Source organism: Streptomyces sp. NPDC051569, assembly GCF_044454085.1.
Lineage (GTDB): Bacteria > Actinomycetota > Actinomycetes > Streptomycetales > Streptomycetaceae > Streptomyces.
In genome coordinates this window covers 1-15,677 of sequence record NZ_JBITDJ010000024.1, presented here as the reverse complement: position 1 = coordinate 15,677, position 15,677 = coordinate 1, and the positions used below count along the sequence as shown (strand labels likewise).

9 protein-coding genes are annotated in these 15,677 nt (G+C 69.0%); 4 read left to right on the top strand and 5 right to left on the bottom strand.

Annotation, left to right across the window (positions count from 1 at the left end; all coding sequences use genetic code 11):
- Positions 1-3: 3 nt before the first annotated feature.
- From ACIBAE_RS25955 to ACIBAE_RS25940, 4 genes are all read right to left on the bottom strand, one after another.
- Positions 4-2,958 (bottom strand): hypothetical protein, encoded by a 2,955-nt coding sequence (locus tag ACIBAE_RS25955; protein WP_399289878.1) that lies wholly within the window; start codon positions 2,956-2,958, stop codon positions 4-6.
- A gap of 2 nt (positions 2,959-2,960) precedes the next feature.
- Positions 2,961-4,808, bottom strand: a complete 1,848-nt coding sequence (locus tag ACIBAE_RS25950; RefSeq protein ID WP_399289876.1) for an HSP90 family protein — start codon at positions 4,806-4,808, stop codon at positions 2,961-2,963.
- A gap of 75 nt (positions 4,809-4,883) precedes the next feature.
- Positions 4,884-5,864 carry a hypothetical protein gene (locus ACIBAE_RS25945; RefSeq protein ID WP_399289874.1) on the bottom strand — a complete coding sequence of 327 codons (981 nt, stop codon included), beginning with the start codon at positions 5,862-5,864 and terminating at the stop codon, positions 4,884-4,886.
- Positions 5,865-6,622: 758 nt separating this feature from the next.
- Positions 6,623-6,838 (bottom strand): DUF6243 family protein, encoded by a 216-nt coding sequence (locus ACIBAE_RS25940; RefSeq protein ID WP_399289872.1) that lies wholly within the window; start codon positions 6,836-6,838, stop codon positions 6,623-6,625.
- A gap of 494 nt (positions 6,839-7,332) precedes the next feature.
- Between ACIBAE_RS25940 and ACIBAE_RS25935 the strand changes: the two genes are divergently transcribed.
- Positions 7,333-8,751 carry a DEAD/DEAH box helicase gene (locus ACIBAE_RS25935; RefSeq protein ID WP_399289871.1) on the top strand — a complete coding sequence of 473 codons (1,419 nt, stop codon included), beginning with the start codon at positions 7,333-7,335 and terminating at the stop codon, positions 8,749-8,751.
- Between the two features lie 81 nt (positions 8,752-8,832).
- Positions 8,833-9,171, top strand: coding sequence for a thioredoxin family protein (locus ACIBAE_RS25930; protein ID WP_399289869.1), 339 nt, complete (start codon positions 8,833-8,835; stop codon positions 9,169-9,171).
- Between the two features lie 671 nt (positions 9,172-9,842).
- On the opposite strand, the gene pglX is transcribed toward ACIBAE_RS25930, so the two are convergent.
- Positions 9,843-13,424 carry a BREX-2 system adenine-specific DNA-methyltransferase PglX gene (gene pglX / locus ACIBAE_RS25925; RefSeq protein ID WP_399289867.1) on the bottom strand — a complete coding sequence of 1,194 codons (3,582 nt, stop codon included), beginning with the start codon at positions 13,422-13,424 and terminating at the stop codon, positions 9,843-9,845.
- Between the two features lie 484 nt (positions 13,425-13,908).
- Between pglX and ACIBAE_RS25920 the strand changes: the two genes are divergently transcribed.
- Both ACIBAE_RS25920 and ACIBAE_RS25915 read left to right on the top strand, forming a co-directional pair.
- On the top strand, positions 13,909-15,432 hold the full coding sequence (locus ACIBAE_RS25920; RefSeq protein ID WP_399289865.1) for an ATP-binding protein: 1,524 nt from the start codon (positions 13,909-13,911) through the stop codon (positions 15,430-15,432).
- 47 nt (positions 15,433-15,479) lie between these two features.
- Positions 15,480-15,677: transposase (locus ACIBAE_RS25915; protein WP_399289862.1), on the top strand; the 198-nt coding region annotated here is incomplete at its 3' end.

The following is a 15,677-nucleotide window of genomic DNA, read 5'->3' as shown; positions in this document are numbered from 1 at the left end:
ACGTCACTCCTCGTCGCGCAGCCCGGCCGCCAAGGAGGTCAGCGGCTCGGACTCCTCAGTGTGACCCAGGGCGGTCAGGCGGGAGACCGCCGCGTCGAGGCGAGTGAGGGCGGGGGCGGGGCGTTCCAGGTAGATGCCCTCCACGGCACCGGCGAGACGGACGCACTCGGCCCACTCGCCGGCAGGGTCCCCTTCCGCCGGCTCGCCGAGCAGAGCGAGGGCCTTTTCCAGGGCTGCCAGGGCGTCCTCGTACGCACCGGCGTAGGCATTGACCCGCCCGTGTTCGTAGGCCAGAGCGGTGTCCAGGGAGCGGCCGCGGGCCTCGTACCCGGCGGCGCGGGCCTCGTCGGCGATCCGGCCGGCTTCGGCGAGGTGAGCGAGGGCGTCGGCCAGACCGTCGGGGCCCTGTTGCTGGGCCTGGAGGCGGGCGAGTTCGCGCAGGCAGTTGCTGAGCCGCTCGTAGCGCGGGGCCCGGCCGTGGGCGGCGAGTGCCTGGTCCGCGACCTTGCGGGCCCGGCCGAAGTCGCCGGACTCGCCGAGGAGCACGGCCGTCTCCGCGGCGATCATGGCGTGGCTCCCCGGGTCGTCGTCCCAGCCGGCCGACTCGGCCGCGAGGGCGACGAACTCCGCCGTGGCGGCCTTGAGGTCCTCGCCCACGTGCAGCGCGCGAGCGCGGGACAGGCGCAACTGAGCCACGAGCCGGTCGTCCAGCTCTCCGGCGGCAACGCCAGGGTCGGTCAGGAGGGAGTCGAGCAGAGCGATGCAGTCCTCGAAGCGGCCCAGGTCGAGGCTGAGCTGGGCCGCGTTGCTGTAGGTACAGAACGCGTCTGTCCGGTTGCCGCGGCGAAGGTCCAGCTCGGCCGAGCGCGTCAGGTGCCGCAGCGCCTCGTCGGGGCGGCCCAGGTGCATGCATGCCTCGGCCAGATCACCGTGGAGGCGGGCGGCGTCGACCACGTCGGCCGGCCAGTCGGCAGCCAGTCGCAGGCTCTCGGCCAGGTCCGCGTGGGCCGCCTGCGCGTCCTGGAGGCCGAGCCGGATCCGGCCACGCAGTCCGAGCGTGCGGGGCAGATGCCAGGCGGGGCCCTGCGCCTTCAGCAGGTCGACGAGGGCGTCGATCTCGGTGGCCGCGGCCGGCAGGTCACCGGAGAGGGCGTACGTACTTGTCCGCAGCAACCGGGCGCCGGAGATCTGCCCGGCGATCTCGTGCCGGGTGGCGAAGGCGTGCAGCAGGTCCACTTCGGCGAAGGCCGACGCGACGTGCTCCTCGCTCCGCGAGGCCTGTAGGCGCAGGCCGAGCGCGGTCGCCCGCAGCCGCAGCAGGCGAGCCTCCTGGTACGGGGCGAGCCCGGGGGTCTCCTCGTGCAGGCGGACCATGGACGCGTGGGCGGTGGTCAGCGCGGCGGCCTTCGCCTCGGCCTCGTCGGTGCCCCCGTCGGCGCCCTCGGCGGGGATCTCGGCGGGGATTTCGGCGGTGGCGAGCAGGGCGCCGGCGCGCGCGAGCACCGCGTGACCCGGCGCTCCGGCGTCGTCGTACAGGCCCGCCGCCTCCTCATGGAGGGCGGCGGCGTCGGCGAACTCGTCCTTCTCGCCGGCCCGGTTCGCCTCCTCGTCCAGCAGATCCGCGCGCAGTTGTACGAGCGGGCCCAGGCCCGGGTCGTCGGGGTGGGTGTAGTCGCGGGCGGCGACGAGCGTGCGCAGCCGCGCCCAGCAGGCATGGGCGTCCGGGTGCCCCTGTTCGTCCAGCGCCCGTGCCTGGACGAGGAGTTCCGGAAGCGGCTCAGGGACGGCGGCGGCTGCGGGGGCGGCGGGCACGGCAGCCGTCGCGACCGGGGCAACGTTGTCGAGGCTGCGGGTACGCAGGGTCAGTTCCAGCGCGTCCCGGAGCGGGGCACGGTCGAGGCGGGCCCTGCGTCGGTCGGTGTGGGCCGTGGTTCCGTTGCGGGTGTCGAAGCGGGCGGCGAGGTCGTCGGCGCGGCCCCGCACCTCGGCGCGCAGCCCGGACACCGTCCAGGTGCGGCCCGCGTACCCGGCGGCGGGCAGTTCGCCATGGCCGAGGAGCTCGACGCGCTGGAGGAGGACCTCCACGCCGGTGGAGAAGTCGAACAGGTCCAGCGGCGAGTCCACCTCGTCGAACAGGTTCCGGTTCTCGGCGAGCAGTTCCAGGCCGCGTGCCTCGTTGCCGGTCAGCGCGCAGAACTCCAGGTGCCGGCCGACCTCCCCGGACATGGAGGGGTTGCGGCGGCAGCCGCGATAACCGGCGAGGTGCAGTTCGCGGGCCCGGTCGGTGCGACCGGTGCGCAGCAAGGGCAGCAGCGCGTGCGAGATGGAGCGGACCGGCTCCTCCTGGCAGGACTCCTTCCCGGCCAGGACGGGTTCCCAGGTGCGCAGCGCCCGCTCGTCGTCGCCTGCCGTGAGGTGGTGGAGGGCGCGCTCGCAGATCTCGCAGGCCTCGCAGTCGCTGAGCGGGGTGCGGGTGCGTCCCGCCCACAGCTCGTAGGCGAGGGTGGTGTCATCGCCGAGGTGAGCGGCGAGCTGGTACGTCTGCCCGTAGTAGGGCTGAAGGCCGAAACCGGCCTTCTCGTACCGGTCGCCCATCTCCGTGAGCCACTGACGCAGGCCGGCCAGCGGAACCTCGGGCAGCGCGCGCAGGGCGTTGGCCACCCATTTGAACCGCCAGAACAGCATGTGGCGCAGGCGCTCGTCGAAGACATCGGGCTGCTCGTCGAAGAGCGTGAGCAGGCGGGCGAAGACGACGGGCGACTTCCGGGGTTCGGAGCCGTAGGTGTACGCCTCCTGGAGTTCGAAGAGCGCGTGGACGAGCGGGACGGGCTCGGTGAACAGCTCAGCTGCCTCGACGAGGTCCTCGGCGGCGATGGTGCGGGTGCGGCCGTAGGGGCGCCGCTCGTTCTCCTGGAGCGCCTGGTACAGCTCGTCGGTGGTCTGGGGTGCGGTCGGCATCGTCACCTGTCCTTGCGGAGGGCGTGGGCGAGAAGGTCGAGGAAAGAGCGGTTGATGAGGCTCGATTCGGCGGGCCTGAGCGGGCGCCGGGACAGCAGCGCGGCCTGCCCGTAGAGGGCTTCGGCGCTGGTGCGGGCCAGTTCGGGCGCATCGATGGCGATCGCGGCGCGGACCAGCGGGTTGAGCTGGTTGAGGATCAGCTGGGCCCGCGGGGCCTCCTGGCGCAGCGCGCCGAGGATGTCGCCCCACAGGCCGCCCTCCTGCTCGCGGGCGAGCTGGGAGCGGGTGCGCTCGTGCCGGGCATCGCGGCTGTCGACGAGGAGGGCGGGGGCTGAGGCGGGCTGGAAGGTGCGCAGCGCGACATCGCAGTCGAAGACGGCGAGGGCGTCGCGGGCCAGGGCGAGATAGGCCGCCGCGGCCAGTTCCGTCTCGCGGTCGACGGGGTCGAGGTGGGCGGTGAGGGTCGCCGGGTCGAGGTCGGCGACGCCGGCCTCGGGCCTGATCTCGGGCAGCCGGTGGACCAGTTCACGGTCGTAGGTGTAGCCGCCGTTGACGACGCCGAGCCCGGCGGCCGAGGCGATCGCCGCGACCTGCCGGAACTCCTCCACGCTCGACGTCACGAGCACCGTGCGGTGGGTGCGCGCGAACTCGTCGAGGGTGGTGTGCCCGTCCGTGGTCTCGAACGGCAGCCAGGGCAGCAGCATCCGCAGAATCTCGTCGTCGTGGACCGCGAGCGACTTCACGGCCAGGTGGTGGACCTGGAGGAAGCGGGCGAGCAGGTCCGGGTCGCTGGCGGCGGCCCGGGCGATCCACGCGCGAAGCCGCTCAGCGAGGGTGTCGCGGACGGCGGCGAGGGTGTCGTCCTCGTACAAGGCCTCGCGGGACGCCGTCGGGCGCAGACTCTCGGCGTCGACCACGCAGCGGACGAAGAACGCCCACTCAGGCAGAATCTCTCCGGCCTGCTCGGACAGCAGCATGCCCTTGACGTGCACGCGGTGGCCGTGGCGGCGCCCGGCCGGCACCGCCTCGGGCAGCACGCACGCGATGCCCTTCAGGCCCACGGCCGGCAAGTCCAGATCGATGGTGTCCAGCGGCGTGAACCCGAAGACCTCCTCGCCGTACGCGGCCAACGCGCGGGAACGCGTCCCCGGCGTGGGGTAGGTACGCACCCAGGGAGCGGGATCAGGGTTGACGGATGCGCCCGGGCCGCCCGTGCCGTCGTCGAAGGTCACCGGGTGGCGCAGCAGGGAGCCGAAGTGCCGGGCCAGCGCGTGCACCTGCGCCGGCCGGGTCCACTCATCCGCGTCGGCGCGCGGCGTCAGCGTGACGGTGGTACCGGGCCGGGGGCGGGCGGAGGCGGGCAGGGTGCGGACGGTGTAGCTGCCGTCGCCGCGCCCCCGCCACTCCACGGCGGGTGCGTCGGGAGTGCGGGCGGAGCGGCTCATGACGTGGATCTCGTCAGCGACCAGGAAGCAGGAGAGCAGGCCGATTCCGAACTGGCCTATGAAGTCGCCGCGTTGCTCCGCGATCCGTTCGGCGCGCTTGCTGCTGCGGCCGATCGTGGCGAGGAAGGCGTGCACATCGTCCACGGTGAGACCGACGCCGTCGTCCTCGACCCGCACCACCGAACCGTCGGCGTACAGGCGGATGCCGAAGGCGTCGGAGGGGGCGGTCGGTTCGAGGCCGTGCCGGGCGGTCAGCGCGTCCACCGCGTTCTGCAGAAGTTCACGCAGGTAGACGCGAGGGCTGGAGTAGAGGTGGTGGGAGAGGAGATCGACAAGGCCGCGCAGATCCACCTGGAAGGTGTGGTCGGCGCCGGCCGCGTTCGCGGTGGTGTCGGGCAGAGTCATGGGCAGTCCGGAGTGGGAGGGGCGACGGGTGCGGCAGAACGGGAGCGGCGTGTGCTCAGACGCGGCGGTGTGTGCTCAGACGCGGCGGCGGGCGAACTGCTCCTCGGGCTCCCCGAAGTAGGTCCAGGGCCAGCCGGTGTAGGCGCCGTCGACCGCCTGGAAGACGCGCCGGACCGTGTGACGCTCATCGGCCAGCGACAGGGCCATGGCGAACATGTTGAAGTCGTACTGCCAGCCCGGGTACCGCGCGAAAGCGGGGTGCAGGATGCTGTGGTCGGCCGCAGCCCGCAACTCGGCCTGGACTTCCGGGTTTTCGAGGCAGTCCGCACTGTCCGACTCCACCCAGTCCTCGATGTGCGCCACGGCGATCAGGCAGCCGAGCCGGTGCCCCTGCGGGGCGCGGGCGAACGCGTCGCGGGCGAACGCCAGGGCCTGGCCTGGCTCGCCGCCCCAACGGGGCTGCAACTGCGACAGCCAGCCGATGTGGGTCTCCAGGTCCAGCGGGTCCCGGCGCAGCGCAGCGTCGAACCGGGTCTCGTTGACGGCGAGGCCCAGCGACATGCCGCAGCCGGAGGTGAGAAGGCGGCGCCACGGCGTAACCCACTCCGGCCGCAACTCGGCGGCCTCGAACAACTGATCCTCGGCGATGCGGAGCCGCTCGTGGAAGACCCGCCACTGCTCCTGCGTGACGTTCTTGGCACGCTTGGCGGTGCGCGCCTCCCAGCCCCATGCGATGTGGCGGGCCCCGGATATCAGCAGAGCCGTCGCCCGGTGCTCCTTGTCCTCCTCGACGGCCCGCCCGATCCAGTCCTCCACGCCGGACCAGTCGGCGAGCTGACTCAGGACGTGGTGGTCGCGGCCGAGATCGAAGGAGGTCAGCGCCGCCTTGACCGCCTGCCAGTCACCCGCGTCGGCCGACTCCAACAGCGCGAGCACCCGCCTGTCCCCGAGCGCGCGCAGTGCGTACATCCCGTTCTTCTGCCTGCGTGGGGCGGGAAGGGCGTGCGGATCCGCGGCCGGTCTCTCCCCACCCCTACCGAACAGCCTGTCGAACATGCCGCGCCCTCCCCTGAACCCGCGTGATCGTCGGTGCAGCATAGGCGGCCCCACTGACAACGACTCCACAGGGTATTCACGGGTGCTTCACGTTTCCGGTCCTGGCTCCGCACCCTGTCCCTCTCCCGTCCCCCGCCGGCACCTCTGCGAGTTCCGGCCGGTCATCAAGTCGTCGGGGCTCTGGCGGCCGAGCGGGTGGACGAGCGGGACGTGACGACAGGGCGCAGAGTGCGGCTGTCCTCAAGACGCTTCGAAGTGGTTCGACCAGCGGTGGCCGCGCTCGCTGCGGCTGCAATCGCACTCGGCCTCCCTGCCTTCGGCCTCCCTGCCTTCGGCCTCCCTGCCTTCGGCCTCCCTGCCCTGGGGCTGCCACAACAGCCGGCCGCCCCGCCAGATGGGGCATGTACATGTAGGGGTACGGACACCTTGAAATGGTCCAGGTGACAAGAAAGGCCCCGGTCTGTGACCGGGGCCTTCTTCGAAGAGCGGGTGACGAGAATCGAACTCGTGCTCCGAGCTGGGGAATCACCTGGCATTGCGTAGGCTCGCCCGCCTCTGAGCTGGGGAGACGTGCCCCTGGGGGCGTGCCGCAGTGGCTTCGTCCGAGCCTCCGCTGATCGCCGTTCACCGTCATGACTGGCACGTAGTGGCACGCCACACCTCGGGTGGTCGGCTGACGCAGGTGGTCGGCCGGGAGCTGAGCGGGAGCGGCCGCAACCTGACCGATGCGATGCCTGCCGCTCTGCGGCGGCATCGCGTCAGCTCTGTGCGGTGCCGTCGCCCGTCTGCTCGGCGCCCTCGGCCGAGCCTGCCTTCTCGCGCATCTTGCGCACCAGCTCTGCCTTCTGGTCGGCGGCACCCTTGCGGTCGAGGTTGCGGTGCGGACCGTTGTTCTGCCGTTCGGCGCGGGACAGCCTCTTGCGCTGGCCGCCACCCATGCCCACGGGGTTGTTGATGTTCTTGCTCACGGTCATGAGTTCTCCCGGAAGAGTGAAGTGATCTACGGATTCATCGGTGGGGGACGGGCGCGGCGACGTCGAGGGACGTCAGCAGAGGCCCATCACGCTCTCACTCGTCAATCGGCGTCCTGGCCTTCGGCCGAGTATGCGCCGTGCACGGACATGCTGCTCACGCATCCGTGCAAGCGCGAGACATCGATCCCGAATTCCCCGATCGCCCGCGCCCCGACCGTGCCCGCCATGATCTCCAGCCGCGGGGCAATCGCGTCCAGCGCCCGGCCACCTACGGCAGGAACCCCTGTACCGCTCGGCAGGAGCAGCCCGCATGTCGAGGGGCTTACCGGCCTTCAGCGCGTGACGATCCCCGGGGCGGGTGCCCGGCCGGCCCGCGCCACGGCCGGCGCGAGGCCCGCGCTGGTAAGATTGGGCCACGCTTGCAGAGAGCCTGGGCCCGTGCCGGACAAGGTACGGGCCCCGGTCCGTTCAGGGCGCCGAAACGAGGAACCCCCATGAAGGCGAAGCAGTCGGCCTCCGGCCGCTCCGGACCCGGCAGGTCCGACCAGGGGAGGGCCCCGCGGGGCGAGCTCTCGGTGCCGGGGACACCGGCGCCCGGCCTCCCGCCGGCCGGCTCCTTCGCGGAGCTTGAACTGCCGGTCGAGCTGATGGGCGTGCTGGCGGGGCTCGGGATACGGGAGCCATTCCCGATCCAGGCGGCCACCCTGCCGAGCGCGCTGGCCGGCCGGGATGTCCTCGGCCGCGCGCGGACCGGCTCGGGAAAGACCCTCGCCTTCGGGCTTGCGCTCCTCGCCCGTACGGCGGGCCGGCGCGCCGAACCGAAGCGCCCTCTCGCACTGGTCCTGGTGCCGACAAGGGAACTCGCGCAGCAGGTGAGCGAGGCGCTGGCTCCCTACGCGGAGGCGCTCGGACTACGCTCGGTGACTGTGGTCGGCGGGCTCGCGATCAGCCGGCAGGTGGCAGCGCTCCGGGCGGGTGCCGAGGTCGTGGTGGCGACGCCGGGACGGCTGGCCGATCTCGTCGCCCGGCGGGACTGCCACCTGGACCAGGTGCGGATCGCGGTGCTGGACGAGGCGGACCAGATGTGCGACATGGGTTTCCTGCCGCAGGTCTCGGAGACCCTGGACCGGACGCCCCCCGACGGGCAGCGGATGCTGTTCTCCGCGACGCTCGACCGCAACGTCGATCAACTGGTCAGGCAATATCTGAGTGAGCCGGTGTTCGCCACGGTCGACCGGGCGGAGAGCTCGGTCGCGACGATGGAACACCACGTACTGAACGTCCATCCCGCCGACAAGTACGCGACAGCCACCGAGATCGCGGCTCGGGACGGGCGGGTGCTGATGTTCCTGGACACCAAGCACGGTGTGGACCAGTTCACCCGCCACTTGCGGAGCAGCGGCATACAGGCGGGTGCGCTGCACAGCGGGAAGTCGCAGCCGCAGCGTACGCACACGCTGGCGCAGTTCAAGGACGGCGAGATCACGGTGCTGGTGGCCACCAACGTCGCTGCCCGTGGCATCCACGTCGAGCACCTGGACCTCGTCGTCAACGTGGATCCGCCCTCCGACCCCAAGGACTACCTCCACCGCGGCGGGCGCACCGCGCGTGCCGGGGAGTCCGGCAGCGTGGTCACGCTGGTCACGCCCGGCCAGCGCCGGGACGTGAACCGGATGATGTCGGACGCCGGGATCCGGCCCACGGTCGCTCAGGTTCGCTCCGGCGAGGAGAGGCTGACCAGCATCACAGGCGCGAAGCGCCCGCCGGTGCAGGACGGGTCGAAGACCGGCAACGCGGCGTTCCGGGGTCTGGGTACCCGCACGGGCCGCCCGCCGAAGGAATCCCGCAAGGCCGCGGAGGCGCGCACGATGGCGGAGGCCCGCAAGGCCGCCCGAGCGCGCAAGGCCCACTGACGGGCGGTACGCGCCGTCGCGGTCGGGAAACACATGGAGGCACCCACTGCCTCGCATCGAGTGGAGCGTCAAGGAGTGCCGATGGCAAACAGGGTCCAGCAACCCCATGAGGACGCCGAGTTCGAGTTCATCCTGGCGAGGGTGGACGTGCCGGTGCTCGCGTACTTCCACGGGGTGTGGCCCAAGGCCGCGGCAGCATGCAAGGAAATGGATCCCCTGGTGCGGGAGGTGGCCGACGCCTACGAGGGCCGACTGATCGTCGTGCGGGCCGACATCGCCAGGTGCCCCGGCCCCGTACGGCGGTACGGCGTCACCGGCGCGCCCTCCTTCGTGCTGATCGATCGGGGCGAACCGGTGGCGGACAGGAGCGGTCCGATGTCCAGGGCAGCGCTGGGGGAGTTCCTGGACGCCCACCTGTGAGCAGGCCCCATACCGGCCGGCGAGGTTGTGCCCGCGGCGACCGGCCCGGGCGCCATCGTGGCCGCGGATGGACAACTCTTCACCGAAACCGGCGCGTGCCCTGGTGAGGTCCGGGTCCTCGCCCAAGGCGGCTACCCGTCGTGGCCGGAATTCCGCGCATCGAACGACGAGATCGAAGTGAACCTGGGCGCCGCGCGTCGGTGGCTCAGCCACCCCCGTGATCACGGCACGCCGGCGTCCAGCTCTCTCGCATCAGGACCTCACCACGATGCAACCGACATCACGAGTTCAAGTTCAGTAGCGGACGGGCCTTGAGCGACCGCGACTTCCGGGTGCTGATTGTCGACGCCGGTACTTGGTGCGGGGGAGCATCCGTCGTACCACAGTGCCGCTATGCCGCGCGATCATGTTGCGAAGCCTCACCGATTCTTGGGGTCCGCCCGTGCAACTGTCGTGCCATGCGCAGTGAGGCACTCGGACAACTCTGGGAGATCTCCTTCTACCGGCCTCGGTGACTTCGACCCGGAGCCGTACGAGTTCACCATTCCCCGTCACAGACGCAGAGGGCGAAGCGATGTCGTCCTCCACGCCGCCGCGCTCACCGACGGCGAGGTTGACTGGCCGGGCGAGCTGCCGGTCACCCCCCGTACGCCTGATATGGGGCCTCCTTGTCATGATTCTTTACGTGGTCGTCCCCTTCTCGGAGCGGGGGGCCTCCAGCCCGCGATCTCTGCTTGCGAAGTTCCGAGGCGTACCACGTGACGACGGAAGGTCTCTTCGTACACCTGGTATGAGCCTGATGGCACGGTGGGCCCGAGATCTGCTTCGGTTCGCTGTACCCGGCGCAAGATGTCTTGCAGGGCTGCGAGAAGCGGAAACATCGATTCGAGTCCACCGGCGTCGGCATGTGCGCCGGATTCGACCAGATCGAGCAGCACTTGGGCGGTCTCATGGGCGTCCCAACCCGCCCACCCCAGGACTGTGGCCGAGGACAGAGGGGAAAAGGGCGGCAGGTAGGAGGCGAAACGTTCATTGGGGACATCGTGCTTGCCGCGTTGTTGCCAGTAGGAGGGTTTGACGAAGTCTGCAGACGTGTAGCGAGGCGGCACGAAAAGGGTGGGGTCGGTCTGCTCCTGCCGGTCGGTTGTCCCGTCCCCTCCCTGACCCGACGCCCATTGGCGCTCCCACGCAGCTTCCCAGTCGCTCCTCTTCGCCAGGCCGGACTCCTTGTACCGGAGGGGTGGTGCCGCAGGCACGTGTGTGTCATTGAGCAGGCTCTGTACCACGTCCAAGACCCGCGTACCGGGTGAGTAACGTGCTGCGAGCATGACGAACTCCGCATCGGCCGCCAGGAAATTGGCCAACTGTTCCACGGTGCGTGCGACTGGGCGGTGCTCTTCGTCCGTCGTCTCGAACCAAAGGTCTGCTCTCTCGCACCGATCGAGCATCCGGTCCCGCAGGCCCACTCGGAGGAAATGGTGCCAGCCGGGGGTCGACCAACGGCGTTTGTGCTCCGGTTGCTCCAACAGCCGCAGAGAGGCGTGCTGTTCGATGGCTTCGATGCGACCTCGTACGAGGTTTCGATAGGCGGCCGGCCAATGCAGGGGGATCTCGGTCGTGGGGGTCGCTCCGTGACGTTCGAACCACGTCGTGGACACCAGGCCCTCCTGGGCCTTACGGGCCAGCACGATCTCGAACGCCCGCTCGCCCACCTTGAGCGGCGGTGGCTCGTCCAGCGGAGAGGCCAATTCGCAGTCATCGGTGAGCAATCCGTAGGACTCGTACACCCGCCAGTCGAGTTCCTCCTGCACGGCCACCATCCGGGAGCGGGTCGAGGCCCAACGGGATTCCGCGGAGTCGAGGAATTCTTGATCGAGAGGAATGCGCGTATCGGTGATCGATGATGACAGCTGCGTAAGGCTGGTCGCCATCGCATCGAGCGATGCGGCCTGTTCGAGAGGGAAGCAGGCGGGTAGAGGCAGGTCGCGCAGCCGCGTCGAGGTGAACTCAAAGATCCTTTCCCACGCCTCGCCGCCCCGGAGCTGGCCGATTCTCGGCTCCCCCTTGCTTTGGCTCATGTGCTTGAGCCAAAAACAAGCGGCCGAGCTGTTGAGCAAACCGAGCAATTCGAGGTGGTCGTTTTCCGAAGCTGACGGCGAAAGCTTCAGTACGGGTGCCGAGTTCAGCGGGACCAGAGGCTCTCTGAGTAGACTGAAATGAGGGTGGGTTGCCACCCAGGGGAAGACGATTGACCAATAATGTACGTTCTGGTTCGACGCAACCTGGTGCCAGTCGTACCAGGGCGCGGAGTTCTTGATGCCGGGACGTTCGACCAGCACCGACCAGTAGGGTCGCAGGCGTCGGTGATGTCCGGGGAAACGCGACAGATCAATGGCCTTGGGCCGTATGGAGTTCTCACCGGGTGCGCGGGGGTAGAACGCAGCGGATTCGCTGCGTACCGACCAGTCACGAATGCCTGACCCGGTCACGACCTGTACACAGGCTTCCTGCTCGGCCCGGGACCGTTTGAACGACCGGAGCGGAGCGCAGAAGATGTCATCGGATCCCGTAGCGGCTTGATAGCCAATCCGGGCAACGCGTTCACCGAGCCGTTCCCCCTGCTCCATCCGGCTTAGCACATCTCTGCTGGTCGGGTCCGTCAGGCTCCAGGGGAAGTGGGCCAGCTCGCTTCGGTACTGGAAGAAGGACCGGGCCCAGCGATCTTCGGTGGCAACGGACCTTCCTGACATGGCGCGCAGAGACTGCCACACGAGGCCGTCGCTCGGCACTTCCGGAAGTGCGGGCTCTCCCTCTTTGCTGACCACCAGGTACACAGGTACCTGCGGATCCGGTTCATGATTGCGGCCGCTGAGCACGACGGTCGGTGTGCCGTGCCCGGGGAGGTAGGCGCCAGAGGTGTCGATGATCCGGGAGACTTCGACTCTCGACAGCACATGCTCGATGAGGGGTCGACCGAATTCTCGTTTCATGAATGAGTTGGCCATCAGCAGACCCACATACCCGCTGTTCCTGCCTGTCGCCGCGAGTTCGAAGGCCCGCTCGGTGAAGGGTGCGGTGAGGGCGTACTTACCTCTGCAACTCACGTAGGCATCGTGGTACAGGGTGGAGAGCGACTTGTCCTTGACCGTGAGGTACGAGGGATTCGACACCACGGCGTGATAGGAAACGCGGCCGAGCAGGTCGTGCCGGCGCGAGTAGTCGGAGAACTCCCCCCTCGGGGAAATCCCAGAAGGTTCCTCCAGGGCGAGGTCCCCCACATGCGGAGCCCCCCGTCCCTGGAGGAGGGAGTCTCCCACCGCGACGACCACGGGTACGTCGGGGACTGTACTCAGACGCCGTTCACTGGTGGCATTCATGGCCGCTACCAGGAGGCGGAACCGCGCGACGCTCACCGCACACGGGTCGATGTCCACCCCGTGGACAGATCGCAGCGCCCGGGCGGCTCGCTGCCAGGGGCTCATGCCTGGCTCGGCGTCGGTCCACAGGTGGAAGAGGCGGCTGAAGAGGCTCAGCAGGAAGGTGCCGGATCCGCAGGCGGGGTCAACAGCCCGGAACCCTGGCAGACCGGACTCCGCGACCGCCGGTTCGACTGTGAGATCAAGGATCATGTCGGCCACGAAGTCCGGCGTCGCGACCAGTCCGTACGACTTCGTTGCCTGCTCGTCGAGGGCGACGTAAAGGTCCCGCAGGAATCGTGTATCGCGCGTGGCATCCGTGAAGTCGTGCTCAAGGGAGCCTTCAGGGGACCTGCGGAGCCAGAACGACCGGAGCGTTCGAAGAGCTTGGCTGCTGGGTGCGATCTTCCACAGGGGGTTGCTGCGCGGGCTGAGCACCTGCCCCATGACGGGCAGAGAGCGAACCCGTGCGAGCACGTCGAACACAGCCTCCCGGGCACGTTCATCTGAGAGGGGCGAGTCGTCCTTCGGTTCCTCAACGGCCAGAAGAGCGGAAGCATCGAGCATTCCGTTGTCCTCGCAGAACCTGATCATCGTCAGGGCCAGGAGCCAGGAGGCAGCCGCCCGGCCGATCTGCTCATCCCTCCATGAGTCCCAGGTCGCTGACGTCGTCCGTTCTTTCCTGGCACGTGCGTAATCGCTCTCAAGGACGGCAGCGGCGGCGCTCTCCTGCGCGCGCTCCCGCAGATCACTCCTCAGGCCCACCATCAGCCCTCGCAGGTCTCGGCAGAGGAGCTCGCTGGAGATCACTGGCAGCTTCCCGTTCAGTCGGCCCATGGCCGGTTCCCCTGGGGGCCGACCCGTTGCGGCGAGATTACCAGCGAGAGGGCACCGTAAATACTTGAGAGTGTTAGGTGAACCTTCTAGGCTCATGGTGCGGTGGTCGACTGGTTGCCGCGCTGGGCTGGATGATGCGTGGCGAGCGGGCGGGTGTGCCTGGGGCGGACGGTGCGTCGACGGGCGCATCGCGCCCTCCTGTCTGGCGGGCCTTGAGGGAGAGGTACTTCCATGAGTGGTGAAAGTCCGAGCGTGAGACGGCTTTGGCTGGCGTTAGTCGGCCTGTGTGCTGCCACCGGCGCCGTCGTCGCGTTCGCGGTCTATCGGGAGCTGGGGGAGGGGGCGGCGGCTTCACTGGCGGCCGGGGGTGTGACCTTCCTCGGGATCGGCAGTCTTGGTCTGGCTGTGTGCATGTTTCTCTCTGTGCGCGCAGACAATGCTTAGGAGTACACTCCATAGGAGTTCATTCCTAGGGAGTGCCTTCATGTCTGGTTCCAAGCGCCCGGCCAAGCCGACCCATGTCTTCGACCGGAGCGTCGAGTGGGATGCTCTCGCGGCCTTCGTGAGCCGACCGCTGCCGCACGCCATGCTCGGGATCGTCAGCGGCAGGCGGCGGATGGGAAAGACCTACTTGCTGCGCGCCCTGGTAGAGCAACAGGGGGGCTTCTATTTCGGTGCCACGGCGGCGACGGAGACGGAATCCCTGCGCCAGTTCTCCGCGGCTCTTGCCGACCACGTGGGTTCGCCGGTGCCGTTCTCTTTTGCCACCTGGGACGACGCAATTTCCTACCTGTTCGGGCTGGCCTCACCGCGAAGTTCTCAGGCGCCACTGCTTGTGGTCATCGATGAATTTCCGTACTTGGCGAAGACCGCTCCGGAGCTTCCGTCCGTAATCCAGAGGGAGGTCGACCGGTTTCAGGTTGAGCAGAGCCGGATGAGGCTTCTCCTGTGCGGGTCAGCGATGTCCGTCATGGGCGGACTGTTGGCGAGTACTGCACCCTTGCGAGGGCGCGCTCAACTGGAACTTGTCGTAAGGCCCTTCGGGTACCGGGCGGCCGCTGAATTCTGGGGGGTCGCCGACGACCCCGCGCTCGCGGCCCGTCTCCATGCCGTGGTTGGCGGCACACCTGCGTACCGCCGGCAGTTCCTCGCGGACGACGTCCCCACCAGGCTGGAGGAGTTCGACGACTGGATCTGCCGTACGGTCCTCTCGCCCTTCAGCCCTCTTTTCCGGGAAGCCCGGTACCTGCTTGCCGAGGAAGCGGACATCCGGGACACGGCCTTGTACCACTCGGTCCTTGCCGCGGTGGCCCAGGGGAACTCCACACGGGGAGGGATCGCCGAGTACATCGGCCGTAAGTCGGTGGACATCTCACACCCCCTCCACGTTCTGGAGGACAGTCACCTTCTGGCACGGGAAGCGGACGTCTTTCGAGCCGGGAAGTCCCAGTACAGAATCACCGAGCCGCTGATCAATTTCTACGAGGCGGTGATGCGGCCTGCCTGGGCGCGACTGGAAAGCGGACAGGCGCGAGAGGTGTGGGCGCAGTCCGCGGAACGCTTCGCGGCGCAGGTGGCCGGACCGCACTTCGAAACGGTGTGTCGTGAGTACATACTCGGGCCGGGCCGGGCCCTGCTCCGGTCCTCCTTGGGGGAGGTGGGCGGTGGCGTGGTGACGGACCCCGTGGCAAGGCGCCAGACGCAGATCGACGTGGCCGTGGTGGAACCCGGGTCCGGGGGCAGTAAGCAAGCGGTCCACCTGCTGGGAGAAGCGAAGTGGGGCACCGTCATGGGGCTGAGCCACCTGGAGAGGCTGGCTCGGGCACGAGAAGTTCTCACCGCGCGGGGTATGGACACCAGTCGATGTCAGTTGGCCTGCTTTAGCGCAAACGGCTTCAGCGACTCGTTGCGACGTGAGGTGTCACGTGGAGCACAAGGTGAGGACGGCGTGCTGCTCATCGGTCCCGACGAACTCTACGGCGGGGCGTTTCGTGCCCCGCTCCATTGACCGAGCGCCAGGCGCGGAGCGGGCATGCGGTGTGAGGTTCCCTCGAGATGCGGAAGATGGTGACAGAGGGTCAGATGGTTCTCATGAGAGGAACATCGACCATGGCTGCCCCCAGGAAATACTCGCTGGAGTTGCGTGAGCGTGCGGTGTGGATGTATCGCACCTCGGATCCGAAGCCGCAGATCAAGAAGCTGGCCGTCGACCTCGGCGTGCATCCGGAGGCCCTGCGGGGCTGGATCCGCCAG